Source organism: Kitasatospora sp. NPDC050543 (assembly GCF_044457565.1).
GTDB lineage: Bacteria > Actinomycetota > Actinomycetes > Streptomycetales > Streptomycetaceae > Kitasatospora.
Map to the genome: position 1 here is coordinate 151093 of NZ_JBITGZ010000006.1, position 22442 is coordinate 173534.

A 22442-nucleotide genomic window follows, 5' to 3' on the forward strand; every position below is an offset into this window, starting at 1 on the left:
TCCCGGCGGGCGGCGGGTGGCGGCTCAGCGCAGCAGACGGCGTTCCTTGGCGGTGGCGACCGCGCCCGCCCTGGTGTCCACGCCCAGCTTGTCGTAGATCCGGCCCAGGTGGGTCTTCACCGTGGCCTCGCTGATGAACAGCGCGCGGGCGATCTCGCGGTTGCCCAGGCCCTGGGCGAGCTGGGCGAGGATGTCCTGCTCGCGGTCGGTGAGCTGCCGCGCGGGCGCGCGCACCTGGGCCATCACCCGGGACGCGACCGGCGGCGAGAGCGTGGTGCGGCCCTGGGCGGCGGCGTGCACGGCGGCGAACAGCTCCTCGGGCCGTTCGGCCTTGAGCAGGTAGCCGGTCGCGCCGGCGCCGATGGCGCGGGTGATGTCGGCGTCGGTGTCATAGGTCGTCAGGACCAGCACGTGGGGCGCGTCGGGGCCGGCGGTGATCCGCCGGGTGGCCTCCACACCGTCGATGCCGTCGCCGAGCTGGAGGTCCATCAGCACCACCTGCGGCCGCAGCCTGGCCGCCAGTGCCACGGCCTCCTCGCCGCTGCTGGCCTCGCCCACCACCTCGATGTCGCCCGCGCTGGCGAGCAGCGCGAGCAGGCCGGCCCGGACCACGGCGTGGTCGTCGCAGACCAGCAGCCGGACGGGCGGGGCCGGGGTGGCCGGGGGCGGGTTCATCGGACCTCCAGGGGGATCACGGCGGAGACGACGGTGCCCTCTCCGGGGGTGCTCTCGACGGTGAGGGTGCCGCCGAGCTGGCGCAGCCGGGCTCGCATCGCGGGCAGCCCGTGTCCCCGGCCGGGGCCGTCGGGGCCGCCGGGTGATTTGGCTGCGGCGGGGTCGGCGGGGGCACCCGGGGCGAAGCCGCGTCCGTCGTCCGCGATGTCCAGTACCGCCTGGTCGCCCAGGTGGGAGAGGGTCAGGGCGGCGGCCGAGGCCCCCGCGTGCTCCCGGACGTTGGCCAGCGCGCCCTGGGCGATCCGCAGCAGCGCGGCCTGGGCGGCGGCGGGCAGCGCCACGTTCGGGCCGTCCAGGTGGAAGCGGACGGGCAGCCCGCTCTCCGCGGACTCCCGCTCGGCGAGTGCCCGCAGGGCCTGGCCGAGCCCGCGCCCGTCGGCGAGTTCGGCGGGCGCCAGGTCGTGGACGAACCGGCGGGCCTCCGCCAGGTTCCGGGCGGCCACCGACGCGGCCGTACGGACGTGGGTACGGGCGGTCGGCGGGTCGGTGTCCCAGGTGCGGTCGGCGGCCTGGAGCAGCATCCGCTGGCTGGACAGGCCCTGGGCGAGGGTGTCGTGGATCTCCATCGCCAGCCGTTCCCGCTCGGCGAGGGTGCCCTCGCGCCGCTCGGTGGCGGCCAGCTCGCGCCGGGTGCGGACCAGATCGTCGATCAGCGCCCGCTGCCGGGCGGCCTGCCGCTCCATGTACAGGAAGACGGCGGTCGCCAGCGCGGCCACGGCGGGCGGCACCAGCAGCAGATTGGGGTCCAGGCCGTGCGCGAGCCGTACCTCGGCCACCACGACGAGCGCGGTGAGCGCGGCCACCAGCGGGATCGCGGCCCGGGCCGGCAGGGTGCGCAGCGCGGTGTACACCAGCGGTACGGCGCACCAGGCGAAGCTGGGGGCGAGCAGGACCAGCACCACCCAGATCCCGACCACCGCCGCCAGCGGCCACCGGGCGGGCCGGCCCGTCGCGCCCACGCCGTCCTGCGCGCCGACCCCGTCCTGCGTGCCGACCCCGTCCGGCGCTCCGGTGGACGGCCGGGGGGACGCTGCGGCGGAGGGCCCGGTGGACCGCCCCGCGCCCGGCAGCCGGCGGGCGGCCAGCTGGACGACGGCGAGCGCGATGCTCAGCCCGATCACCCACGGCACCCGGGGGTTGCCCGGGTGGTGGGTCAGGTAGCGGGTGAGGGAGGCGGCGAGCAGCAGCAGGAAGGCGGAGTCCAGCACCGCGGCCAGCCGGCCCGCGTCCGGGTCGGTGGGGTGGCGGCTGGGGTGGTGCACGGCTCGCTCCTCGTCCTGACCAGGTCTGATCCCACGATCGTGACCCGCCCGGCCCCCCTGCGCATCAACCGATCGGCTGACCGGTCCGTCCTCCATCATGCCTGCGGGAGCGGGCCGGACCGCCGACCCGGTACGGGCGCTGGCGGCCCGAGGATCGAAGCAGGGCGGAGCCGGACGGCTCCGGCCCGGATCCGACGAGGAGCTGGACCCATGAAGAAGCTGAGCATCCGCACCCGGGTACTGACCGGTGCCGTCGCCGCCGCCGCACTCGGCGCTGGCACCCTCGGGGTGGCCTCCGCCAGCGCCGGGCAGACCGACACCCCGGCCGCGCCGGCCGCCGTCCAGGCCGACACCCAGAACCGGAACCTCGCCCAGACGACCGTCCTCACCACCGAGGCGGCGACCAGGGCCGCGCAGGCCGCGCTGGACGCCGCCACCAAGGCCGGCCAGCGCGTCACCGTCGCGGTGGTCGACCGCGACGGCATCACCCGGGTGCTGCTCAAGGGCGACGGCGCCGGCCCGCAGTCGCCGCAGTCGGCCGAGCGCAAGGCCTTCACCGCCGTCTCCTGGAACGCCCCGACCTCCGAGCTGGTCAAGCGCCTGGCGCAGACCCCGAACCTGAAGGACATCCCCGGCACCCTCTTCCTCGCCGGCGGTGCCCCCGTACAGGCCAAGGGCGCGCCGATCGCGGGCATCGGGGTCGCGGGCGCGCCCAGCGGCGACCTGGACGAGCAGTTCGCGCAGGCGGGCGTCGCGGCACTCGGCAAGTAGGCCGGCGGCCGGGCGGCGGCAACCAGGCGGGTCCGGGGCCGGTGTGCGGGCGGCCGGTGGGCACCCGGTGCGCTCCCCACGGGCCCCCGATGAGCCCCCGATGAGCCCCCGGCGGCCCGGCCGGGTCCCGGCCCACACGAGGAGTCCGGCGTATCCCCGGGCCGCGGGCCGGTGGATCCAGCAGGATGGGGCCATGGCAACGAACATGACCGAAGCCGAGTGGCGCGCGTTCCTGGCCGCCGGCACCCGTACCGCCAAGCTCGCCACCAGCCGGGCCGACGGCCGCCCGCACCTCGCGCCGGTCTGGTTCCTGCTGGAGGGCGACGAGATCCTCTTCAACACCGGCCGGGACACCGTCAAGGGCCGCAACCTGGCCCGCGACGGCCGGGTGATGATCTGCGTCGACGACGACCGGCCGCCGTTCTCCTACGTGCTGGTGCAGGGCACGGTCGAGCTCAGCGAGGACCTGCCGCAGGTGCGGAGCTGGGCGACCCGGATCGCCGCCCGCTACGTGGGCGAGGACCTCGCCGAGCAGTACGGGGCGCGCAACGGGGTGCCGGGAGAGCTGCTCGTCCGGGTGAAGATCGACAGGGTCACCGCCGAGCGCGGCATCGCCGACTGAGCGCGGCCGGGCCGGGCACCCGCTCGCCCGGGTGCGCGCCCGTCCGCGTGCCCCGGTCCGTCGTCGGTGCCGCCGGTTTGTCAGTGCCGCGTGGCAGGCTTCCGGCCATGACGCCGTGGACCCTCACCGACATCGAACGTGCGATCCGCTCATCCTGGGGTGTCGACACCTGTGCCCCCGAGGACCTCGGCCGCTGGCATCCCGGCAATCCGGCGCGCGGGCAGTGCGGGGTGGTCGCCATGGTGCTGAACGACCTGCTGGGCGGCGAGCTGATGATGGGCGAGGTGCACGTCGACGGCGTCCGCACGGATCTGCACTGGTGGAACCGCTTCGCCCCCGGCGTCGAGGTCGACCTCACCCGCGAGCAGTTCGGGCCGGGGGAGCTGGTCGGCCCCGGCCGCCCGGTCGCCAGGCCCGAGCGCCCCGGCCGGCTCCAGGCCGAGTACGAACTTCTCCGCGGCCGGGTGCTCGCGGCGCTCGGGGCCGGAGTGCCGATTTGACGTACAGTCAGCATCCCTGTTCCCGCTGGCGAGGAGTGAGCGATGGCTGCGATGGACGTCGGATTCGTGGGCCTCGGCGCGATGGGCCGGGGCATGGCGGCCCGTCTGCTGGAGGCCGGCCACCGGGTACGGGCCTGGAACCGCTCGCCCGAGCCGGTCCGCGCCCTCGTCGGCCAGGGCGCGGCGGTGGCCACCTCGCTCGCCGAGGCCTACGGCGGCCGGGTGGTCGTCTCCATGCTCGCCGACGACGAGGCGGTCGAGACCCTCCTGCTCGACCCGGCGCTGCTCGCGAGCGCCCGCGCGGTCGTGCACGTCAACATGGCCACGGTCTCGCCCGTGCTGGCCGAACGCGCCGCCGCCCTGCACGCCGAGCACGGTATCGGGTACGTCTCCGCGCCCGTACTCGGCCGCCCTCCGGCCGCGGCGGCCGGCGAGCTCAACATCCTCGCCGCCGGGGAGGCGGAGCTGCTGGCCGAGGTCGAGCCGCTGTTCGCCGCGATGGGCCGACGGGTCTGGCCGTTCGGCGAGCGCCCGGCGCAGGCCAACGTCGCGAAGATCGCCACCAACTTCCTGCTGGCCTGTGCCATCGAGTCGCTCGCCGAGGCGTGCAGCCTCGCCGAGGCGAACGGCGTCCGGCCCGCCGACCTGGTCGGGATGCTGACGGGCACGCTCTTCCCCGGTCCGGCCTACTCCGGCTACGGCCCGATGGTCGCCGAGCGCCGCTTCGAGCCGGCCGGGTTCAAGCTCCGGCACGGCCTGAAGGACGTCAACCTGGCGCTCAGTGCCGCGTCCGCCGTCAATGTCCCGCTGCCCTTCGCAGACGTGCTCCAGGAGGCCCTGCTGGACGCCCTGGCGCACGGCGACGCCGACAAGGACTGGGCCGCCGTCGCCGCGGTCTCCCGCCGGCGCTCCGGCCTGCCCGCCTGACCTGCCCCGCACATCCAGCCGCAGGGCGGGGCGCTGCGCTGCGCTGCGCTGCGCTGCGCTGCGCTCCGCTCCGATCCGAACCGACGTACGGTGACCCGTGCACGCCCGTGCCGACCGCGAGCCGCCGCCCCACGCCCCGCCGCCCGCCGGAGCCTGAGGACTGACGGGACATCCGGACGAGGAGCGTCGAATTCCGGCCATTGCCGCGTCGACCAGGGGTGATGCTCCGGTGCCCGTCCGATGGGGGTATTGTCGGGCTGCGGTCATGTCAACGACGGCACAAAAGCCGCTCCAGATGACGGAGTTGGATCAATCGGGCGCCGAGTCGGGGGTGGCGGTCCGCCAGTCGGCACCCGCCTTCCCGAATGGCTGGATCATTCGGTAGTCTCCGTCGGACTTTTCAGCTTCGCGGAGGATGGCCACTGCTCTCGCAGTCCGCCCTGCCGCGCCCTTCCGGGCCGCGCCCGGACCTTCTCCGTGAGGTCTTCGTGTCCATTCGTCGCAGTCTTGCCCTCGCCGGTGCCGCCGCGCTCGCGTCCTCGATGGTGCTGGCCGGTGCCCAGGGCGCCGTGGCCGTCGGTGCCGCGTCCTCCCCGACCGCCGCCGCGGCCGCCCAGAACAAGGGCGCCCACCAGAACCTGGACCTGGCGGTCAAGGGTGTTCCGAACGAGTTCTTCGCCGGCGGTGACGCCCGCGAGTTCACGTTCAAGATCGACAACTCCACCGCGCACGACTTCGTGCTCTTCCCGCTGCTGAAGCTCAAGAGCGCCGACGGCAAGCTGCGCGCCGCCGACTTCAAGCTGGAGTACCAGCTCCCGAAGAGCAGCAGCTGGCTGACCGCCGGTGCGGCGGCCGGCGGCGGTGACGGCGAGGACGACGCCGCGCTGATGCTGCTCGGTGACGGCGACGAGAGCGGCCCGGCCGACACCGCCCTGCTGCGGGTCAACAAGGGCGGCAGCCTGACCATCAAGGTCCGGCTCTCCTTCACCCAGAAGTCGCCGCTCGGCAAGGCCGGCGTCGTGCCGGTCGCGTACTTCGCGCAGCTCGACGACCAGACCCACGAGCCGGTCGGCGAGGGCGAGTTCTCCTGCGACCGGATCAAGGGCGCGGGCTTCACCATCCGCGCGCCGAAGCCGGGCACCCCGAGCCCGACCGCCTCCCCGTCGCACACCGGCAAGCCGACCCCGACCGCGACGCCGACCCAGACGGCCACGGCGACCCCGACCAGCACGGCCACGGCGACCCCGACCACGACGGCCACCGCGACCCCGACCAGCACGGCCACGGCGACCCCGACCAGCACGGCCACGGCGACCCCGACCACCACGGCCACCGCGACCCCGACCACCACGGCCAAGCCGACCGAGACCGCCAAGCCCACCGCCACCCCGTCGGCCTCCACGAGCACCTCGGCGGCCCCGGCGCCGGCCACCAGCACCAGCGACGCCGCCGTGCAGCCGGTCGACTTCCCGGTCGCCAACCCGACCGTCACCCCGCCGAAGATCACGCCCGCCGCCGTGGCCAAGGCCGTCACCAGCGACGCCACCACCGCCGGCAAGGACCTCGCCCAGACCGGTGGCGGCAGCAACACCACGCCGATCGCCCTCGCGGGCGGCGCCGTGCTGGCCGCCGGTATCGGCACCCTCGTGGTGGTCCGCCGCCGCAAGTCCGCCCAGCAGGGCTGACATCTCCCGGCCTGACCGGAGTCCGACCTGACGCGACCCCTCGGGACAGCGGCCCACCCGCCGCCACCCGAGGGGTTCCGCGTTCCCGCCACCCGCCGCCCGCGGCCCCGCCTGACGTCCACCCACCGCCCGTGCGCCGACCCGCCGGACGCCCTTGCGCCGCCCGTCGGTCGCTCACGCGCCTTGCCCGTACTCCGCGATCACATAGGATGACCGGCCGAGGGGGCGCCAGATCGGGAAGAGGTGCAGGTGCGCGCAGCGCGGTCAGCTCGGGCGGCCACCGACTACAACGCAGCGACCGGCCGGATCGCCGGCCTGCCGATCCGCAGACACCACGTCCTGCTGGTCGCATGGACGATCCTGTGGTTCCTGCTCGTCGAGCCGAGCGGCGGGGTCTCCTGGCACTACCTGCGCCAGGGCGAGCAGTTGCTCTTCGGCGCGGAGTCCGGCGGCGGACTCTCCCTCTACGCCCACCACCCCGAACTGCAGATCGGCCCGGTCAGCCTGGCCGCCGCCCGGCTGTTCGCGCCCTTCTCCGACCACACCGGCCAGGTGCTGGCCGAGGCGACGATGTCGGCGCTCGGCCTGGTGATGCTGGTGGTGGTCGGCCGCACCGCCGCCTGGTACTACCTGGGCACCGGCACCAACCACCGCCGCCTGCAACAGCGGCTCCTGGTCGCCGGCCTGGCGTTCATCCCGATGTGGGTCGAGCTCTCGGTGCGGTTCGCGCACCTGGACGACGTGCTGGCGCTGTTCTTCACCACCCTCGCCGCGTACTCGCTCAGCCGGGGCCGGGCGACGGCGGTGGGCGTCTACCTGGCGCTGGCGGTGGACTCCAAGCCGTGGGCGCTGTCCTTCGTCCCCCTGCTCCTCGCGCTGCCGCGCCCGGAGTGGCGACGGGCGATCCTGTGGTGCTGCGGCCTGGTGGCCGTCGCCTGGCTGCCGTTCTACCTGGGCAACCTAGACTCGCTCGCCGCGGCCAAGTTCACCATCCCCAACCAGCCGGCCTCCTCGCTGCGCTGGTTCGGCGTCTCGGACCCGACCACCCCCTGGTGGGACCGCCCCGCACAGGCGGCCCTGGGGCTGGGCCTGGGCGCCCTCGCGGTGTGGCGCGGCCGCTGGCCCGCCGTCGTGCTGCTCGGCGCCAACGCCCGCATCCTGCTGGACCCCAGCGTCTACACCTACTACACGGCGTCCATCCTGCTGGGCACCCTGCTCTGGGACGCCGTCGGGCAGAAGCGCCTGGTGCCGTGGTGGAGCTGGATCGCACTGGTGATGCTGTACGGCGGCACGCTGCTGATCCCGTCGGACTCCGTGCGCGGGCTGGTCCGGCTGGCCTTCGTGCTGCTGTCCACGGCGTACGTCCTGCTCTGGCCCACCAAGCAGCCGCGCCGCGGTGGCCGGCCACCCATCGGCGGCACCTCGGCGGCCCCTGGCGGCGCCGCCGAGGTGCCGGTGGGCGCGGGGTACTGAACACCCGTGCTGCGGCCCGGCGTGCCGGTCCACTCAGCCGGTCACTCAGCCGGTGACCAGCTTGCGGGCGTCGTCCGGCACCGCGGGTACCGCCGGCTCGGCCGCGCCCGCCGCCGTGGGCCGGCCGAACAGCAGCGCCACCAGCACCACCCCGAGTGCGGCGCCGACCGCCTGGGAGAACACGAAGGCCGGCACCGAGGCGGGCGAGATCCCCGTGTAGCTGTCGGTGAAAGCCCGGCCGAGCGTCACGGCGGGGTTGGCGAAGCTCCCGGAGGAGGTCGCCCAGCAGGCCGCGCCGATCCACAGACCCACGGCCATCGGGACGATGCGTCCGCGCCCGCTGCGCGGCAGCCCGAAGACCAGCAGGACGAGCACGCCGGTGGCCACCGCCTCGGCCAGCCACAGGCCGGAGCCGGTGCGCTGGTGTGCCGAGACCTGGACGAACGGCCGCTCGAACATCGCGTTCGCCAGCCCCGTTCCGCCGACCGCCCCGGCCACCTGCGCGGCGGTGTACGCGCCGACCTCGCGCAGTGTCATGGGGATGAGGACGCCACGGCGCTCCGCCCACCAGGTGACGAGCGAGACGAGCGGGTTGAAGTGCCCGCCGGAGACCGGCCCGAGCAGCTCGATCAGGACCACCAGGGTGAGCGCGGAGGCCGCGACGTTCGCCAGGAACCGGACCCCGCCGTCGTGGCTGAGACCGGTCGCCTGGATGCCGGAGCCGACCACGACGGCCGCCAGGACGGCGGTGCCGACCGCCTCGGCGGCCAGTCGTCGGGCCAGGGGCGGAGGAGTCGTGGTCATGGGCCACATCGTCGCCGCGGGCGCCGGGGCCCGGCAATTGGCGGCTTCGTCGAACGGCCGGCCCCCGCCCGGCCGCCCGCTCGGAGACTCGCACGGCGCTGTCGCCGCCCGGGGCCTGTGGGGCGCCCCGAAGCTGGGCTTGACTCTCACGCGACGTGAGGCCGGAGGGTTGGGACCAGCAGGAAGGGAGCCCGCAAGGTGAGCAACGGATACTCGGTGGGGCAGGTCGCGAAGGCCGCGAAGGTGACCGTCCGCGCCCTGCACCACTACGACGAGATCGGGCTGCTGTCCCCGCTGGGCCGCACCGCCGCCGGCTACCGCCGGTACAGCGACGCGGACCTGGACCGGTTGCAGCAGATCCTGTTCTACCGCGAGCTCGGGTTCCCGCTGGAGGAGATCGCGGCCATCCTGGACGACGGCTCGGTGAGCCCGACCGAACACCTCAGGCGCCAGCACGAGCTGCTCAGCGCCCGGATCGGACACCTCCAGGAGCTGGCCGCGGCGGTCGAACGAGCCATGGAGGCACAGAAGATGGGCATTCAGCTGACACCCGAGGAGAAGTTCGAGGTCTTCGGGGAGGACTACCGGGAGGACTGGGAGGCGGAGGCCGAGCAGCGGTGGGGCGAGACCGAGGCCTGGAAGCAGTCCCAGCGGCGGACCGGCGGGTACAGCAAGGACGACTGGCGCCGGATCAAGGCCGAGGCCGACGCGTTCAACGAGCGCCTGGCCGCCGCCCTCCTGGCCGGCCTCGCCGCCGACACCGCCGAGGCGATGGACCTCGCGGAGGAGCACCGCCGGCACATCGTGGACAACTTCTACGACTGCACCTACGAGATCCACCGCTGCCTCGCCGCGATGTACGTGGCCGACCACCGCTTCACCGACACCTACGAGAAGCTCGCCCCGGGCCTCGCCCAGTGGCTCCACGACGCGATCATCGCCAACGCGGACCAGCGGGCCGGCGCGTAGCGGGTGGTGCGGCGGGGTGGAAGGTCGGACCGGCCGACCTTCCACCCCGCCGTGCGCTGCGTCAGCGAAGGGGATCGAGCTCGGCCCACGCCGTGGCGGTGGTGTTGCCGAACCGGTCGGCGCGGTTGAGCAGATCGAGCAGGGCCACGATCCGGTCGGAGTCCAGCCCGGCGGGCGTGCGGATGGCCAACCGGTAGCCGCCGCTCGCCGTCCGCTGGATGTACGCGTGCTCCCCGGTGAGGCGGAGCAGGTCGATGGCGAGCAGGGTCACCCGGTCCGGCGGAGCGACGGGGAGGGGAGGCGGAGCGAGCGCGGCACGGTCGGCGATCCGCTCGGCGAGCCGTTGCAGTGACCGCGACCGGGAGCGGGTACGGAAGGGCAGCGGCCGGCGCATCATCGGCCCACCCGGCTCGCGGCGGACGCGTCGACGGCCGGCCCGACGTGCTCCGGCGCGGCGGTCCACTCGATCCCGCCACCCTCGGGCCGCAGGTACAGCCGTCCACCGACGACATCCATGACCACCCCGTCCCGCCGCCGAAGGTGATCCCGGACCACCTCCCCGACACGCGGCGTGTACGGCTTCGAATCAGCGCTCATGGCGCCTCCCTCTCCCAGCTCCCGACGGCGCGGGCAGGCGCGACCGCGCCCCCAACTCGCCTCAGGAGCAGGTTTGATGACGTTCCGTAGGCCAATCGTTGCTCTTCGGCGTTACCGTGGGAAGGAGCGGCATGTCCGCAACGTCCTTGCGGATGGCAGGAGGTCTGCACGTATGGCAGCACGGGAGCGCGAACTCTCTCCGCAGCGGTCGGCCAGGGATCTGTTCGGGGCCGAGGTGCGACGGCTGAGGCAGCTACGCGGGCTGTCCCTGGTGGCCCTGTCCCACGAACTCCGCTACAGCAAGACCCACCTGGGGAACATCGAGACCGCCGACCGCTCCGTCCCACCGGACCTGCCGGCCCGCCTGGACGAGGTGTTGCAGACGGATGGGATCTTCACCCGCCTGTACCCTCTGGTCTGCCGCGAGAGCTTCCCCGACTGGTCCCGCCGGTTCATGGAACTCGAAGCCTTGGCGGCGAGCATGCGGAAGTACGCCGCCGGATCCTTCCCGGGCCTGTGGCAGACCCCCGCGTACGGGCGCGCCCTGCTGAGACTCGGTCTGCCAAGAGCGGATGACAGTGAGATCGAGGTGGTGTGGGCCGCCCGAGCGGCTCGGCAGGCCTTGCTCGGTGGTGACCAGCCTCCGCACGTCTGGGTCGTGCTGGACGAGAGCGTGATCCGTCGGGCGGTGGGAGGCCCGGAGGTGATGAGACAACAGATCCAGCATGTTCTCAGTCTGTGCAGCGGACGGGACGCCGTAGTTCAGGTAATGCCGTTCAGCGCCGGAGGCCACGGCGCGATGGGAAGTTCGATTACTCTGCTCGACTTCCTGGATGCCCCGCGGGCCGCCTATGCCGAGGGCTACGTCACTGGCCAACTTCTCGAATCCGCAGAGGATGTTCTGGGCGCATCGCTGACCTACGATCTTGTCCAGGCGGCAGCACTGTCGCCGGAGGAGTCGGACGGTTGGCTCCGACGGGCAATGGAGGAGCTTTGATGAGCAACGTGCAGCAGCCGATCGTTGCAGACCGTGACGCCGCCGGCGCCGAGTGGTTCAAGAGCAGCTACAGCGATGCCCAGGGCCAGGGCGACTGCGTCCGGGTCTCCACGAGCTTCGTAGCCTCCCACTGTGCTGTCCTGGTCGGGGACACCAAGACGCCGGGCGTCCACCTCGCCGTGTCGCCCGCTGCGTGGAGGGACTTCGTCGCCGCCGCTGCCGCGGGCGAGTTCGGCGGCTAGGCCGCGCCGCTGCCGAAGGTCTTGCGGTAGGCCGTCGGGGACGTCCGCATGGTGCGGCCGAAGTGGTGGCGGTACGTGGCTGCGCTCTCGAAGCCGACGGCGGTGGCGATCTCCTCGACCGTGCCGTCCGGCGACTCCAGCAGGGGCAGGCTGGCCGCGATGCGCTGGGTGATGACCCAGCGCATCGGGCTGGTGCCGTTGCGGGCGGTGAAGTGCCGCAGGTACGAGCGGTCGGACATCCGGGCGGCGCGGGCCAGCATCGTGACCGTCAACGGGGACGACAGGTGGTCCAGCGCCCACTGCATGCTGCGGGTCACGCCGTCGTCCTCCTCCTCCACCGGCAGCACGGCCGCCTCGATGAACTGGGCCTGCCCGCCGTCGCGGTGCGGCGGCACCACGAAGCGCCGAGCGACGTTGTTGGCGACCTTGGCGCCGTGGTCGCTGCGGACCAGGTACAGGCACAGGTCGATGCCGGCCGCGCTGCCCGCGCTGGTCAGCACGTTCCCGCAGTCCACGTACAGGACGTCCGGGTTGACCTGCACCAACGGGTAGCGCTGTTGCAGGAGTTCGGCGTACCGCCAGTGGGTGGTGGCCTCGCGGCCGTCCAGCAGTCCGGCGGCGGCCAGGGCGAAGGCGCCGGAGCAGATCGAGACGATCCGCGCTCCGCGGTCGTGTGCCGTCCGCAGGGCGGTGACCAGGCCGGGGGAGACCTCACCGCTGAAGGTGTTGGCCACCCCGACGACGATCACGGTGTCGGCCGCGGCCAGCTCGTCCAGGCCGTGGTGGGCGGTCATCGAGAATCCGCCGACGGCGGCGAGCGGCGTGCCCGGGTGGTCGGCGCACACCTTGAGCCCGTACCAGGGCGCGGCGAGCAGGCCGCCCAGTTCGGGGCGGGCCAGGCCGAACACCTCCACCACCACGCCGAGTTCGAACGGGGTCATGCCGTCGAAGGCGTAGACGGCGATGTCGTGGACGGGCTCGGGCCGGCGTCCGATGGTGACGGCGACCGGGCCGGTCGGCTGCTGCTCGGCCATGGGCGGCCACCTCCTGGGGAGTACGTGCCTGGGTTGGCGGAATCTTGGCGAGTGTAGTCGTTCACGCCACTGTCGGCGCCCCTGGGCCGGGCCGGAGGATCTAGTCATCGCAAGGGACCACCCCCGACCGCCAGGAGACCGAAGATGACCGCCACCGCGACCACCACCGCCACCGCGGCCACCACCGCCACCGCGGCCACCGCCGCCACCGCGAACACCGCCACCTCGCCGGTCACCGAGATCCCCGCCCTCGCGCCGGAGCGCGCCTTCGCCTTCTTCGCGGAGCGCCTCGGCTGCCAGGCCGACCCGGCCGACGTCTGGTACGCGATGCGCGACGGTGTGCAGGACTTCACGCTCCTCGATGTCCGCGCCGAGGGAGCGCACCGCAAGACCCACCTGCCCGGCGCGATCAGCCTGCCGATCGCCGAGATCACCCCCGAGCGGGTCGCGGAGCTCCCGCCTGGCCTGCTGGTCGTCTACTGCTGGGGCCCGGCCTGCAACGGCTCCACCAAGGGCGCGATGAAGCTGGCGGCGCTCGGCCGCGAGGTCAAGGAGATGATCGGCGGCCTGGAGTACTGGATCCGCGAGGGCTGGCCGACCGAGGGCCGCCGCCCGGTCGACCCCAGGACGGCCACCCCGGCCGACCTTGGTCTGGTCTGCTGACGCCCCGTCCGCCGGCGACCTGCTCGCCCGTGATCGATCACCCGCGACCGACCATCCGTCAGATCCGTTCAGGCGCCGCCCACTGCAACCTGTGGGTGGCGCCTCTGCGTTCCGCAGAACTTCTGGCGGCCGGCCTGCAACCTCGGCCGGGGTCGGACGTCCATGGAGAGGGGGGCAGAACGCGGCGGGCTCCGGCAGCGCTGGCACAATCGCCCCGATCTCGAACTTGATCATCTGCCGACAGGCGGTGGTGCAGCCATCGTCGCCCGTCCCGGGGGAAAGCGAACACGTACATGTCCATGGCCATCGGGCCGACAGCAGTACCTGCCGGGGGGCGGGGTTTCACCCTGAGGGGGCTGTTGCAGCTTCTCTTCGGCGCGCAGCAGGCCGGGGCGGCGGTCGCCGGCCCCGGCCCGGAGTCGGAGCAGGCGGCGGTGACCGAGAAGCGGTCGGGCTTCCGGCTGTTGCGCGGGGGGCGCAAGCCTGCGGAGGACCGGCCGACCCTGACCGACCTCTACCATGCCCATCGTCTCGGCCTGGTACGGATGGCCGTCCTCCTGGTCGACCATCAGGACCTCGCCGAGGACGTGGTGCAGGAGGCATTCACCGCTCTGTACCAGCGGCACGGTGAGCAGCTGGACGACCTCGACAACGCCCTTGGCTACCTGCGCACCTCGGTGGTCAACGGCGCTCGCTCGATGCTGCGCCGCCGCAAGACGGCGCGCGAGTACGTCCCGCCGCACGAGGCGGACGCGCCGTCCGCCGAGGACCACGCGGTGCTGAACGACGAGCACTGGCGGGTGGTGGTGGCACTGCAGGAGCTGACGTCACGTCAACGAGAGGTGCTGGTACTGCGGTACTGGTCCGATATGTCGGAGGCACAGATAGCCGAGACCCTGGGGCTCTCCCGGGGTGCCGTGAAGTCCACGGCCAGCCGGGCATTGGACGCCCTGGAGAAGCAGCTGGAGAAGGTTCGATGATCGAGAAGCATCCGGGTGGAACGGGTGGGGACGGCCCCGAAGAGAGTCCCATGGAACAACTGCTCCGGGAGGCGCTGAGCGCCCGCGCGTCCCAGATCTCCGCGCACGACCTGCGCCCTGCGGCGCCGCCGAACCGCCGGGTCCGCCGGCTCCGGCCGGTGTACGTGGCGGCCGTGCCGCTGTTCGGCCTGGCGGCCGCGCTGGCCTTCAGCGTGCTGGGGTTCAAGGGCGACTCGGTCGCCAACCGCAACGACGCCCCGCCGGCGGCGACCCTCACGGCCACCCCCAGCCCGACCTTCACGCCCTCGGCGAGCCCGAGCGCGCCCACACCGAGCACGAGCACGAGCACGAGCCCGAGCGCGACCACCGAGCCGGCCGACGACGGCGAGGACGACGGCAGCACCGTCCCCCCGGCGGCGGGGACCCGCAGCGGAACGCCGACGACGGCGACCGTCGGCGGTAAGGCGACGCCCTACACCTTCCGGAGCCTGAAGTTCCAGGTCCCGGCGGGGTGGACGGTCGTGCCCCCGGCGGCGGACTCCACCACGTTGTGTGTGCTGAGTCCCGGTGCACCCTCGACGGGTTCCTCGTCCTCCCCGCCGTCGGCGTCCGCCTCGGCCGGTGTGGCGAACTGGCATCCGGGGCTGTGCGCCCCCTACGGCGTGAGTCTGACGAGCTACAACACTCCGGTGGAGGTCGAGCAAGCGGTCTGGCCGACGCTGGCCGACATGGACTCGGACTCGGCGTTCATCCGCAACCCCGAGTGCCCCGCCTGGGCCAATCCGCACCCGATGTCGGACGATGAGCGGGCCGGTTCCCACGCCACCACGGGCGTCCAGTCGGCGGACATCGTGGCGGGCCGGGCAATCTACAAGGTCCAGCAGCAGGTGACCTGCAACGCCAAGGACAGCTATACCTCGCAGCTGTGGGCTCTGCCCAAGGACCAGGTGTTCGTGCTGGCGAACGGACTCAAGGCCGACTACCAGGCGGGTCTGGTGTCGATCCTGGACACTCTGGACCTGAGTGGGCGTCAGGCACCTGTGCTCAAGGCGCACCAGAACGACATCGTCGTCACCTTCGAGGGCCTCAGCGTGGGGCAGCAGGTGTCCAACAGCGGCACCTCTGTACCGTTCTCGGTCACCTGGAAGAACACCAGCCAGACCAAATACGCCTCGGTCCAGCCCGTGGTGTTCGCCGAGGGGTACGCCGGCAACGCGGCTGATGCGCTCGGAAAGACCGCAGGAACACTGGAGTTCCAGGACGGGGACACCTGGAAGACGCTCGACCTCGGCATGCTCGGCGGTGCCGATGACTACCTCGCGCGGCGGGTCAACGCGGCGTTCCCGCTCGCACCGGGCCAGAGCAAGACGGTGAACTACCGGATGAAGCTCACCACGAAGGACGGCGCGGGCGTACTTCCCATCACTGCTCGGTCGTTGCTGCCGTACGACGGGACGGGGGAGATGACAGTGGTGGGCGAGAAGACCATCCCGGTGCGGGTGGCCGCGAAGTAGCGAACCCCCGGAAGACGCAGCGGGGCCGGCTCCTGGCGTACAGGAGCCGGCCCCGCTTCGTGCTGCCGTCAGCCCGCGAGGGTGGCCATCCAGGCCTCGACGTCCTCGGCGCGGCGGGGCAGGCCCGCCGAGAGGTTCTCGTTGCCCTCGGCGGTCACCAGGATGTCGTCCTCGATGCGGATGCCGATGCCGCGGTACTCCTCGGGGACGGTCAGGTCGTCCTGCTGGAAGTACAGGCCCGGCTCGACGGTCAGCACCATGCCGGGCTCCAGCAGAGCGTCCACGTGCACCTCGCGGCGCGAGTGCGCGCAGTCGTGGACGTCCAGGCCGAGCATGTGGCCGGTGCCGTGCAGGGTCCAGCGGCGCTGGAGGCCGAGCTCCAGGACCTTCTCCACGTCGTAGACGGACGCGTCGAGCAGGCCCCAGGCGAGCAGCCGCTCGGCGAGCACCCGCTGCGAGGCGTCGTGGAAGTCGCGGAACCGCCCGCCGGGGCGGACGGCCGCGATGCCGGCCTCCTGGGCGTCGTACACGGCCTGGTAGATCTTGCGCTGGAGCTCGTTGAAGCGCCCGTTGATCGGCAGGGTGCGGGTGACGTCGGCGGTGTAGAGGGTGTGGGTTTCCACGCCGGCGTCCAGCAGCAGCAGCTCGCCGGGGCGGACGTCGCCGTCGTTGCGCACCCAGTGCAGGGTGGTGGCGTGCGGGCCGGCGGCGCAGATCGAGCCGTAGCCGACGTCGTTGCCCTCGACCCGGGCGCGGCGCCAGAAGGTGCCCTCGATCCAGCGCTCCGAGGTGGCGACGGCCTGGCTCAACTCCCGTACGGCGTCGGTGAATCCGTTGACCGTTGCGGCGCAGGCGGCGCGCAGCTCGCCGATCTCGAACTCGTCCTTGACCAGGCGCAGCCCGCTGAGGAACTCCTTGAACTCGGCGTCCTTCTCCTCGTCCAGGACGTCGGCGAGCGCGGCCTCCAGGCCGGCGTCGTAGCCGCGCACGAGGCGGGTGGGCGCGGGGGTGGCGGCGGTGAGCTCCTCGGCGGCCTTGCGCACGTCCCGGGCGGGCAGGCCGAGCAGCTGCTCGGCCTCGCCCAGGCTGTGCCGGCGGCCGACCCACAGCTCGCCGTAGCCGTCGAGCCAGAACTCGCCGTTCTCGCGGTTGGAGCGGGGGCGCAGGTAGAGGCCGAAGTCGTGGCCGGTGGCGCCGGTGGGCTCGGCGACGAGCACCGCGTCCTCGGTCTGGTCACCGGTGAGGTGGACGTACTCGCTGGCCGCGCGGAAGTTGTACTCGGTGTCGTTGGCCCGCACCCGCAGGTTGCCGGCCGGGATCACCAGCCGCTCGCCGGGGTACGCCGCGGACAGCCTGGCCCGGCGCGCGGCGGCGTACGGGCTCTGGGGGAGCGGCTCAAGGCCGCGCAGCTCGGTGTCGGCCCAGCCGGACTTCATCGACGCCGCGAGCTCGTCGGACACCTCGGAGTAGAGGCCGTTCTTGCGGCCCTTGAACTGCTCCTGCGCGCCGGTGTCGGCGGCCTCGGGGTTCTCGGCCACCGCCGGGGTACGGTCCTCGGTCACGTACGTCGCCTCCTTGCGAGTCTTGCCGCCCCGGACGCGTCGGATCGCGACACGCGTGGGCGGCCGTGCGTCCCATGGTACGGACGGCCGGGCGATCACCTGTTCGGGGCCGCCGGGCGGTGGGGGGCCGGGCGGTGGGGGGCCGGGCGGCGGGCGAGGACAGGCGGGCGAGGAGGCGGGTGCGGGACACGGCCCGGCGGCAGCGAGGGCCCGGCCGGCTGCGGCGCGGCTACTCGAAGTGCATGGCCAGCAGCACCAGGTCGTCGGTCGGGGCCGAGGTGCCGGTGCCCGGGGCGGCGCAGCCGGCCAGCAGGTGCGCGCAGAGCAGGTCCGGGTCGATCCGTACGTCGCGTGGGGCGTCCGCGGCGGCCCGCCGCAGCGCGGACTGGCCGGCGTGCAGGGTCGCGCCGCAGCGCCGCGCCAGGCCCTCGGTGTAGAGCACCAGCATGTCCCCGCGCTCGGCGGAGAGCTCGATGCCGGGTGCCTCCCAGCAGCTGAGCATGCCCAGCGGCGCGGAGAGCGAGGTCTCGACGAAGTTCGCGCCGTACCGGGTGATCAGCAGTGGCGGGCAGTGACCGGCGCCGGCCAGCGTGATCCGGCGCTCGGCCGGCTCCACCCAGGTGTAGACGGCGGTGGCGCTGCGGGCCGGCTCGGTGGTCTTGAGCAGCAGCTCCAGATCGCCCAGGACGGAGACCGGGTCCTCGCCCTCCAGCACCGCGTACGCCCGCAGGGCTGCCCGGATCCGGCCCATCGCGGCGGCTGCGCCGGGGGCGGAGCCCGGGCCCGCGCCGGGGCCGTCGCCGGAGACGCTGCCCACGGTGAGCGCGAGGGTGCCGTCCGGCAGGGCGATGGCGTCGTACCAGTCGCTGCCGGCGGACCGGTCCAGGCCGGCCGGTACGCAGCGGGCGGCCAGCCGCAGGCCGGGCAGGTACGGCAGGCGGTCGGGCAGCAGGCCCCGGCGCAGCGCCTCGGTGGCGCGCCGGCTCCGTTCGGCCTCCAGCTGGGTGGCCAGCAGCGGTGCGGCGACCTCGCAGTACCGCCGGGCCAGCTCGCGGCGGCGGGGGCCGGGCTCGGCGGGTTCGTCGTAGAACCAGACGGCGGCGGCCAGCGGGCCGTCCTCGTCGGTGGCCAGCGGGAGGCCGTAGCAGGCGCCCAGGCCCAGCTGGAGGGCCACGTCGCGCAGCCGGGGCCCGACGGCCGGGTCGGTGGCCAGATCGGCGTGCAGCAGCTCCCCGGGCCGCGCGTGGGCCCGCAGCAGCCCGGCGAACGGGCCCTGCTCGGCCGGTACGGTCTCCAGCGCGCCGAGGCTGGCCCGGTCCAGGCCGAGGCCGACGGGCTGGCTCGCCCCGCCGGGCGCCGCGGTGACCAGCAGACCGCGGCGGGCGCCGAGCAGGGTGGCGCCGGAGCTCAGTACGGCGGTCAGGGTGGCGGTGAGCCCGCGGGCCCGGGCGAGCAGGCCGGTGTGTTCGTGCAGGCTGGTGGCATCGGACAGCAGTGCGGCCAAACGGTCCTGCACGGCCCGGGCGGCCCGCGCGGGGGTGGCGGGCCGGGCGAGTACGCCCGCCGGGTCCGGCAGCGGCTGCGTGGGTGGGAGGTCGAGCACGGAGAGCCGGGCCTCCACGCCGTCCGGGCCGCCGAGGGCCTCCAGGGCGCCCACAGCGCCTGCGGGGCCGGGAGTGCCCAGGGCGCTCCCGGCGGCGCCCCGGCCGGCCTCGGCCGCCAGGGCCGCGGGTACTGCCGTCGGTGCCTGGGCCGCTTCCGCGGCGGGACGGGACTCGCTCATGCCGTCACTCCCAGCACGGTGGTACGGGTCATGCGTAACCCCCAGGTCCGGCCAGATGGCTTGATTCGCTGCTACTCGTCACTACTCGTGATTGATCGTCAGGAATGCCACCACTTCTACACAGGCCATTTGGGGCATGTCCAGGATCGGCCCCCGGCCGGGTGGCTGGTTCTGCGTCCCGGAGCCCGCATGGAATCCCGGGGAGCGGGCAGAGTGCCAGTGACGGGGTTCGCCGCCGGTCGCTCCGACGACCGGTTCGGTGGCCGTCCGGATCGTATGCTTCCGCCGCCCGTGGGCCGGGCTGGCCGGAAGTCACTCACTCGTACGGTGGAACCAGCAGCTTCTGAGCAGCGTCCATCTGGTCGCATGAGGGATTCTCGTTCCGAGGGACCGATGTTTCGGGACCCTTTCATGTCGTGTTCCATGTCGTGTTCCACGTCATCGCGGCACATCCCGCGCGCCGTCCGGCGCGTTCCGCGTACTGCGGTGATGGCCGGTCCCCGAGGCCGTGACGGCTACGGCGGGGCCGGCGAACCCAGCGGCCACGGAAAGGAACGAACGCTCATGCGTGAGACCCGTGAGACCCGTGAGACCCGAAGGGCACGACGGGAGGCCCGCGCCGCCCGGCTCGCCGCGGCGCTGTCCGCCGCCGTCGAGTACCGCTGGCCGGTGGTGCCCGGGGCGCCCGCGCCCGGTGGCCACTGCACCTGTGACAGCGCCGAGTGCCCCGTCCCCGGCGCGCACCCGCACGACCCGCCGCTGCTCGCGGCCACCACCGACCCGCGCATGGTGCAGTGGTGGTGGGAGCGGCAGAACCCCGACGCGCCCGTCCTGGTGGCCACCGGTCGCGCCGTCTCGGCGGTGAGCCTGCCCGCCGAGGCCGGTGCGCGGGCGCTGGCGTACTTCGAGGCGCTGCGGATGCCGCTCGGCCCCGTCCTGGCGATGCCGGGCCGGTACGCCCTGCTGGTCGCCCCGTACTCGCTGGACGCGCTCGCCGAGCTGCTCTCGCAGCAGGACTGGGTGCCCGGCTCGCTGCGCTACCACGGCCCCGGCGGCTACCTGGCGCTGCCGCCTGGCTGCGCGCAGGGCCGGGTGCGCTGGGTGCTGGCGCCCAAGGCGGCGCCGGGCGGTGGGGTGTGGCTGCCGGAGGTCGGCCCGCTACTGGAGGAACTGGTCACCGCGACCGCGACACAGGACAGCGGACACCCGCGATTCTGACCCCCTCCGGGGCGTCCGGGAGGCGCGGGAAGGCGGAAAACAAAGATCCGGCCGCTGGCGACGGGGGATGCACCAGCGACCGGACTCTTCAAACATAACAAGGATCTGCCCCCGCGCCAATTTCCAAGACCCCGCCGCCGCCCGGAAATTGCGGACGGCGGCGGCAATGTGACGCGTATCACCAACCGTCAGTTGAGCGTTACCTGACGGTTCACCAGGTTGGCACGGGCGCGACGCTCCTCGGCCGTGAGCGGCGCGTCACCCTTCAGAGTGGCGGCGAGGCGCTCGGCGAACTCGGCCGCCGGCTTCTCGCAGTCGGCCGCCGTCATCTCCAGCGGCAGGTCCCACACCGGCACGGTCAGCCCGTGTGCCCGGAACGAACCGACCAGCCGGGTGTCCGGGCCGATCGAGGACCGGTCGGCGGCGGTCAGCCTGGCCAGGGCGTCGAGCAGTTGCTCCTCGGGGACGGTCATGACCCAGCGCAGGTGGTTCTTGTCCGGGGTGCCGCACCAGTACGCCGAGTCCACGCTCGACAGCTTCTCGGTCGGGATCGCCGAGGCGTTGGCCCGCTCCAGGGAGGCGGCCACCTCGCCGGTGGCGGACTCGGCGTCCTCCAGCCAGAACTCGAAACCGGTGTGCACGGCCGGGGCGAACGAGGCCTGCGGGTCGAGCAGGTCCTGCAGGCGGCGGCCGCCCGGGACGGTCCGGCGGGCCGGCACGGGCGAGCCCGGCTCGGTGGCCAGCGCCAGCTCCAGGGCGTCCGCGAGGTCGCGGCTCAGGTCACCCGAGGAGGACTGGGTCTGCAGGCCCAGCAGGATGGAGCCGTCCTCACGGCGCAGCGCCGGCCAGGCCAGCGGCAGCACGGTCGCCAGCGTCACCGAGGGCACCTCACCGGTCGCCTCCCGGACGACCCCGGCCGCCAGCGTCAGCGGCACCGTGGCGGCCGGCACCAGCTCGCGCAGCGCCACCCAGTCCGCCTCGCCCGCCAGGCCCTCGAACGGGCGGTGCACGAGCTCCTGGACGGCGTGCGAGGCCTCCCGTCCGTGGCACGCCTTGTACCGGCGGCCCGACCCGCACGGGCACATCTCGCGGGCTCCGACCACGGGGATGTCGCCCGTGGCGCTGGCGGTGGTGGCGGACTGGCTGCGCTGCGGCGCCTTCTTGGCGGCCTTCTTGCCCATGGTGCGGCTCTCCCGGGGACGATGACGACTTGCTCCCGGCAGCCTACTGAGGTTTGCTCACGCGCTTCGCGCGTCGCTCCCTCCGCGCCGGGCGTGCCGGGCCCGCGCGGGCAGCGCCGCCCACACCGTCACCTCGCCAGGCGCGTCACGCACGCCCCAGTCGCTGGCCAGCCGGTCCACGATGCCCAGGCCGCGCCCGCCGCGCGCGGTGACGGACGGGCTCGCGGGCAGCGGACGGGTGATCCCGCCACCGTCGGTGACCTCCACGGTCAGCATGCCGTCGGCGTGCAGCCGCCAGCCGACCAGGACGCCGCCGTCCGTACCGCCGTGCGGGCCCTGGCCGTGGCCGCCGTTGCCGTGGATGCCGCCGCCGTGCGGGCCACCGCCGTGGGCGCCCGAGCCGTGGCTGCTGCCGGAGGGCACCCCGGCCAGGACCGTCTCGATCACCTCGGCCCCCGCGTCGTCGCCCAGGCCGGCCAGCGGGCCGAGCGGCCGCGCATAACGACACGCATTGCTGAGCAGTTCCGAGAGGATCAGAACCGCATCGTCAATCACCGTGTCCGGTATCTCTCGATCGCCGAGATCTCGACGCAGTCGGCGCCGCGCGGCCCCGACACTCGATGGGCCGTGCGGTACCGCCATGGTCGATGAAGTCGGCACTTCACGCGCCATCATCAACGCCACCCCCGGACCTCCTTCAGCGTATGCCGAGGGATGGATGCCCCTTGGGAATGCGTCGGAAACGACCGGGGAGCGATCCCGCGCGGACATTTCAAGACTCGCGACGCACGGTACTCAAAAGGTCATTCAACGCTCACCCTCGGTGCAATTCCGGGTCGGTATCGGACGGAAACCTGATGCGCGCTTCGGGGCACGGACCCGTACGCGAGCCGGTGCACGGGCCGATGCTCGGTGGTCGATCC

At 73.5% G+C, this 22442-nt stretch carries 23 protein-coding genes; 13 read left to right on the top strand and 10 right to left on the bottom strand.

The features are described from left to right. Window positions 1–24: 24 nt before the first annotated feature. Together ACIBH3_RS09990 and ACIBH3_RS09995 are read right to left on the bottom strand one after the other, a co-directional pair. A complete protein-coding gene (locus ACIBH3_RS09990) occupies window positions 25–675 on the bottom strand; it encodes a response regulator (RefSeq protein ID WP_396311438.1) in 651 nt (216 codons plus the stop codon). Continuing rightward, the gene (locus ACIBH3_RS09995; RefSeq protein ID WP_396311439.1) at window positions 672–2093 is read right to left on the bottom strand and encodes a sensor histidine kinase; all 1422 of its coding nucleotides are present in this window, start codon (window positions 2091–2093) and stop codon (window positions 672–674) included. Before ACIBH3_RS09995 ends, ACIBH3_RS09990 begins: the two co-directional genes overlap by 4 nt. A 114-nt stretch (window positions 2094–2207) precedes the next feature. Here ACIBH3_RS09995 and ACIBH3_RS10000 point away from each other — a divergent pair, with 114 nt between their 5' ends. The 6 genes from ACIBH3_RS10000 to ACIBH3_RS10025 all read left to right on the top strand — a co-directional run bounded on the left by ACIBH3_RS10000 (window position 2208) and on the right by ACIBH3_RS10025 (window position 7975). After that, window positions 2208–2768 (top strand): heme-binding protein, encoded by a 561-nt coding sequence (locus tag ACIBH3_RS10000; protein WP_396311440.1) that lies wholly within the window; start codon window positions 2208–2210, stop codon window positions 2766–2768. 193 nt (window positions 2769–2961) lie between these two features. Then, a complete protein-coding gene (locus ACIBH3_RS10005) occupies window positions 2962–3390 on the top strand; it encodes a PPOX class F420-dependent oxidoreductase (RefSeq protein WP_396311441.1) in 429 nt (142 codons plus the stop codon). Window positions 3391–3497: 107 nt separating this feature from the next. Continuing rightward, on the top strand, window positions 3498–3890 hold the full coding sequence (locus ACIBH3_RS10010; protein WP_396311442.1) for a hypothetical protein: 393 nt from the start codon (window positions 3498–3500) through the stop codon (window positions 3888–3890). 42 nt (window positions 3891–3932) lie between these two features. Beyond that, a complete protein-coding gene (locus ACIBH3_RS10015) occupies window positions 3933–4817 on the top strand; it encodes an NAD(P)-dependent oxidoreductase (RefSeq protein WP_396311443.1) in 885 nt (294 codons plus the stop codon). A gap of 488 nt (window positions 4818–5305) precedes the next feature. Beyond that, a complete protein-coding gene (locus ACIBH3_RS10020) occupies window positions 5306–6502 on the top strand; it encodes an LPXTG cell wall anchor domain-containing protein (protein ID WP_396311444.1) in 1197 nt (398 codons plus the stop codon). Window positions 6503–6751: 249 nt separating this feature from the next. Further along, complete coding sequence (locus tag ACIBH3_RS10025) at window positions 6752–7975, top strand: hypothetical protein (RefSeq protein WP_396311445.1); 1224 nt, start codon at window positions 6752–6754, stop codon at window positions 7973–7975. 45 nt (window positions 7976–8020) lie between these two features. On the opposite strand, the gene ACIBH3_RS10030 is transcribed toward ACIBH3_RS10025, so the two are convergent. Next, complete coding sequence (locus ACIBH3_RS10030) at window positions 8021–8779, bottom strand: aquaporin (RefSeq protein ID WP_396311446.1); 759 nt, start codon at window positions 8777–8779, stop codon at window positions 8021–8023. A gap of 198 nt (window positions 8780–8977) precedes the next feature. Here ACIBH3_RS10030 and ACIBH3_RS10035 point away from each other — a divergent pair, with 198 nt between their 5' ends. Beyond that, entirely contained in the window at window positions 8978–9748 is a 771-nt protein-coding gene (locus ACIBH3_RS10035; RefSeq protein WP_396311447.1) for a MerR family transcriptional regulator, read from the top strand. Between the two features lie 61 nt (window positions 9749–9809). On the opposite strand, the gene ACIBH3_RS10040 is transcribed toward ACIBH3_RS10035, so the two are convergent. Both ACIBH3_RS10040 and ACIBH3_RS10045 read right to left on the bottom strand, forming a co-directional pair. After that, a complete protein-coding gene (locus ACIBH3_RS10040; RefSeq protein WP_396311448.1) occupies window positions 9810–10145 on the bottom strand; it encodes a hypothetical protein in 336 nt (111 codons plus the stop codon). Beyond that, window positions 10142–10345 (bottom strand): hypothetical protein, encoded by a 204-nt coding sequence (locus tag ACIBH3_RS10045; protein ID WP_396311449.1) that lies wholly within the window; start codon window positions 10343–10345, stop codon window positions 10142–10144. The genes ACIBH3_RS10040 and ACIBH3_RS10045 overlap by 4 nt, the downstream gene beginning before the upstream one ends. A 172-nt stretch (window positions 10346–10517) precedes the next feature. Between ACIBH3_RS10045 and ACIBH3_RS10050 the strand changes: the two genes are divergently transcribed. After that, on the top strand, window positions 10518–11342 hold the full coding sequence (locus ACIBH3_RS10050) for a helix-turn-helix domain-containing protein (RefSeq protein ID WP_396311450.1): 825 nt from the start codon (window positions 10518–10520) through the stop codon (window positions 11340–11342). After that, window positions 11342–11584, top strand: a complete 243-nt coding sequence (locus ACIBH3_RS10055; RefSeq protein WP_396311451.1) for a DUF397 domain-containing protein — start codon at window positions 11342–11344, stop codon at window positions 11582–11584. Before ACIBH3_RS10050 ends, ACIBH3_RS10055 begins: the two co-directional genes overlap by 1 nt. Here ACIBH3_RS10055 and ACIBH3_RS10060 read toward each other — a convergent pair. Then, window positions 11581–12618: a helix-turn-helix domain-containing protein gene (locus tag ACIBH3_RS10060; RefSeq protein ID WP_396311452.1), complete on the bottom strand. Its 1038-nt coding sequence runs from the start codon at window positions 12616–12618 to the stop codon at window positions 11581–11583. The genes ACIBH3_RS10055 and ACIBH3_RS10060 overlap by 4 nt on opposite strands. Window positions 12619–12762: 144 nt before the next feature. Between ACIBH3_RS10060 and ACIBH3_RS10065 the strand changes: the two genes are divergently transcribed. From ACIBH3_RS10065 to ACIBH3_RS10075, 3 genes are all read left to right on the top strand, one after another. Further along, entirely contained in the window at window positions 12763–13281 is a 519-nt protein-coding gene (locus ACIBH3_RS10065) for a rhodanese-like domain-containing protein (protein WP_396311453.1), read from the top strand. Window positions 13282–13640: 359 nt separating this feature from the next. Continuing rightward, complete coding sequence (locus ACIBH3_RS10070; protein ID WP_396311454.1) at window positions 13641–14261, top strand: RNA polymerase sigma factor; 621 nt, start codon at window positions 13641–13643, stop codon at window positions 14259–14261. Window positions 14262–14311: 50 nt separating this feature from the next. Next, the gene (locus ACIBH3_RS10075; RefSeq protein WP_396311455.1) at window positions 14312–15775 is read left to right on the top strand and encodes a hypothetical protein; all 1464 of its coding nucleotides are present in this window, start codon (window positions 14312–14314) and stop codon (window positions 15773–15775) included. 68 nt (window positions 15776–15843) lie between these two features. On the opposite strand, the gene ACIBH3_RS10080 is transcribed toward ACIBH3_RS10075, so the two are convergent. Next, window positions 15844–17337, bottom strand: coding sequence for an aminopeptidase P family protein (locus tag ACIBH3_RS10080; RefSeq protein WP_396311456.1), 1494 nt, complete (start codon window positions 17335–17337; stop codon window positions 15844–15846). Window positions 17338–17566: 229 nt separating this feature from the next. Beyond that, window positions 17567–19120, bottom strand: coding sequence for a PP2C family protein-serine/threonine phosphatase (locus ACIBH3_RS10085; RefSeq protein ID WP_396311457.1), 1554 nt, complete (start codon window positions 19118–19120; stop codon window positions 17567–17569). A 564-nt stretch (window positions 19121–19684) separates the two neighbouring features. On the opposite strand from ACIBH3_RS10085, the gene ACIBH3_RS10090 reads away from it, so the two are divergent. Then, window positions 19685–20338, top strand: a complete 654-nt coding sequence (locus tag ACIBH3_RS10090) for a bifunctional DNA primase/polymerase (protein WP_396311458.1) — start codon at window positions 19685–19687, stop codon at window positions 20336–20338. Between the two features lie 188 nt (window positions 20339–20526). Here ACIBH3_RS10090 and ACIBH3_RS10095 read toward each other — a convergent pair whose 3' ends face one another. Continuing rightward, on the bottom strand, window positions 20527–21519 hold the full coding sequence (locus tag ACIBH3_RS10095) for a DUF5926 family protein (RefSeq protein WP_396311459.1): 993 nt from the start codon (window positions 21517–21519) through the stop codon (window positions 20527–20529). Between the two features lie 57 nt (window positions 21520–21576). Further along, a complete protein-coding gene (locus tag ACIBH3_RS10100; RefSeq protein WP_396311590.1) occupies window positions 21577–22194 on the bottom strand; it encodes an ATP-binding protein in 618 nt (205 codons plus the stop codon). Window positions 22195–22442 lie beyond the last annotated feature (248 nt).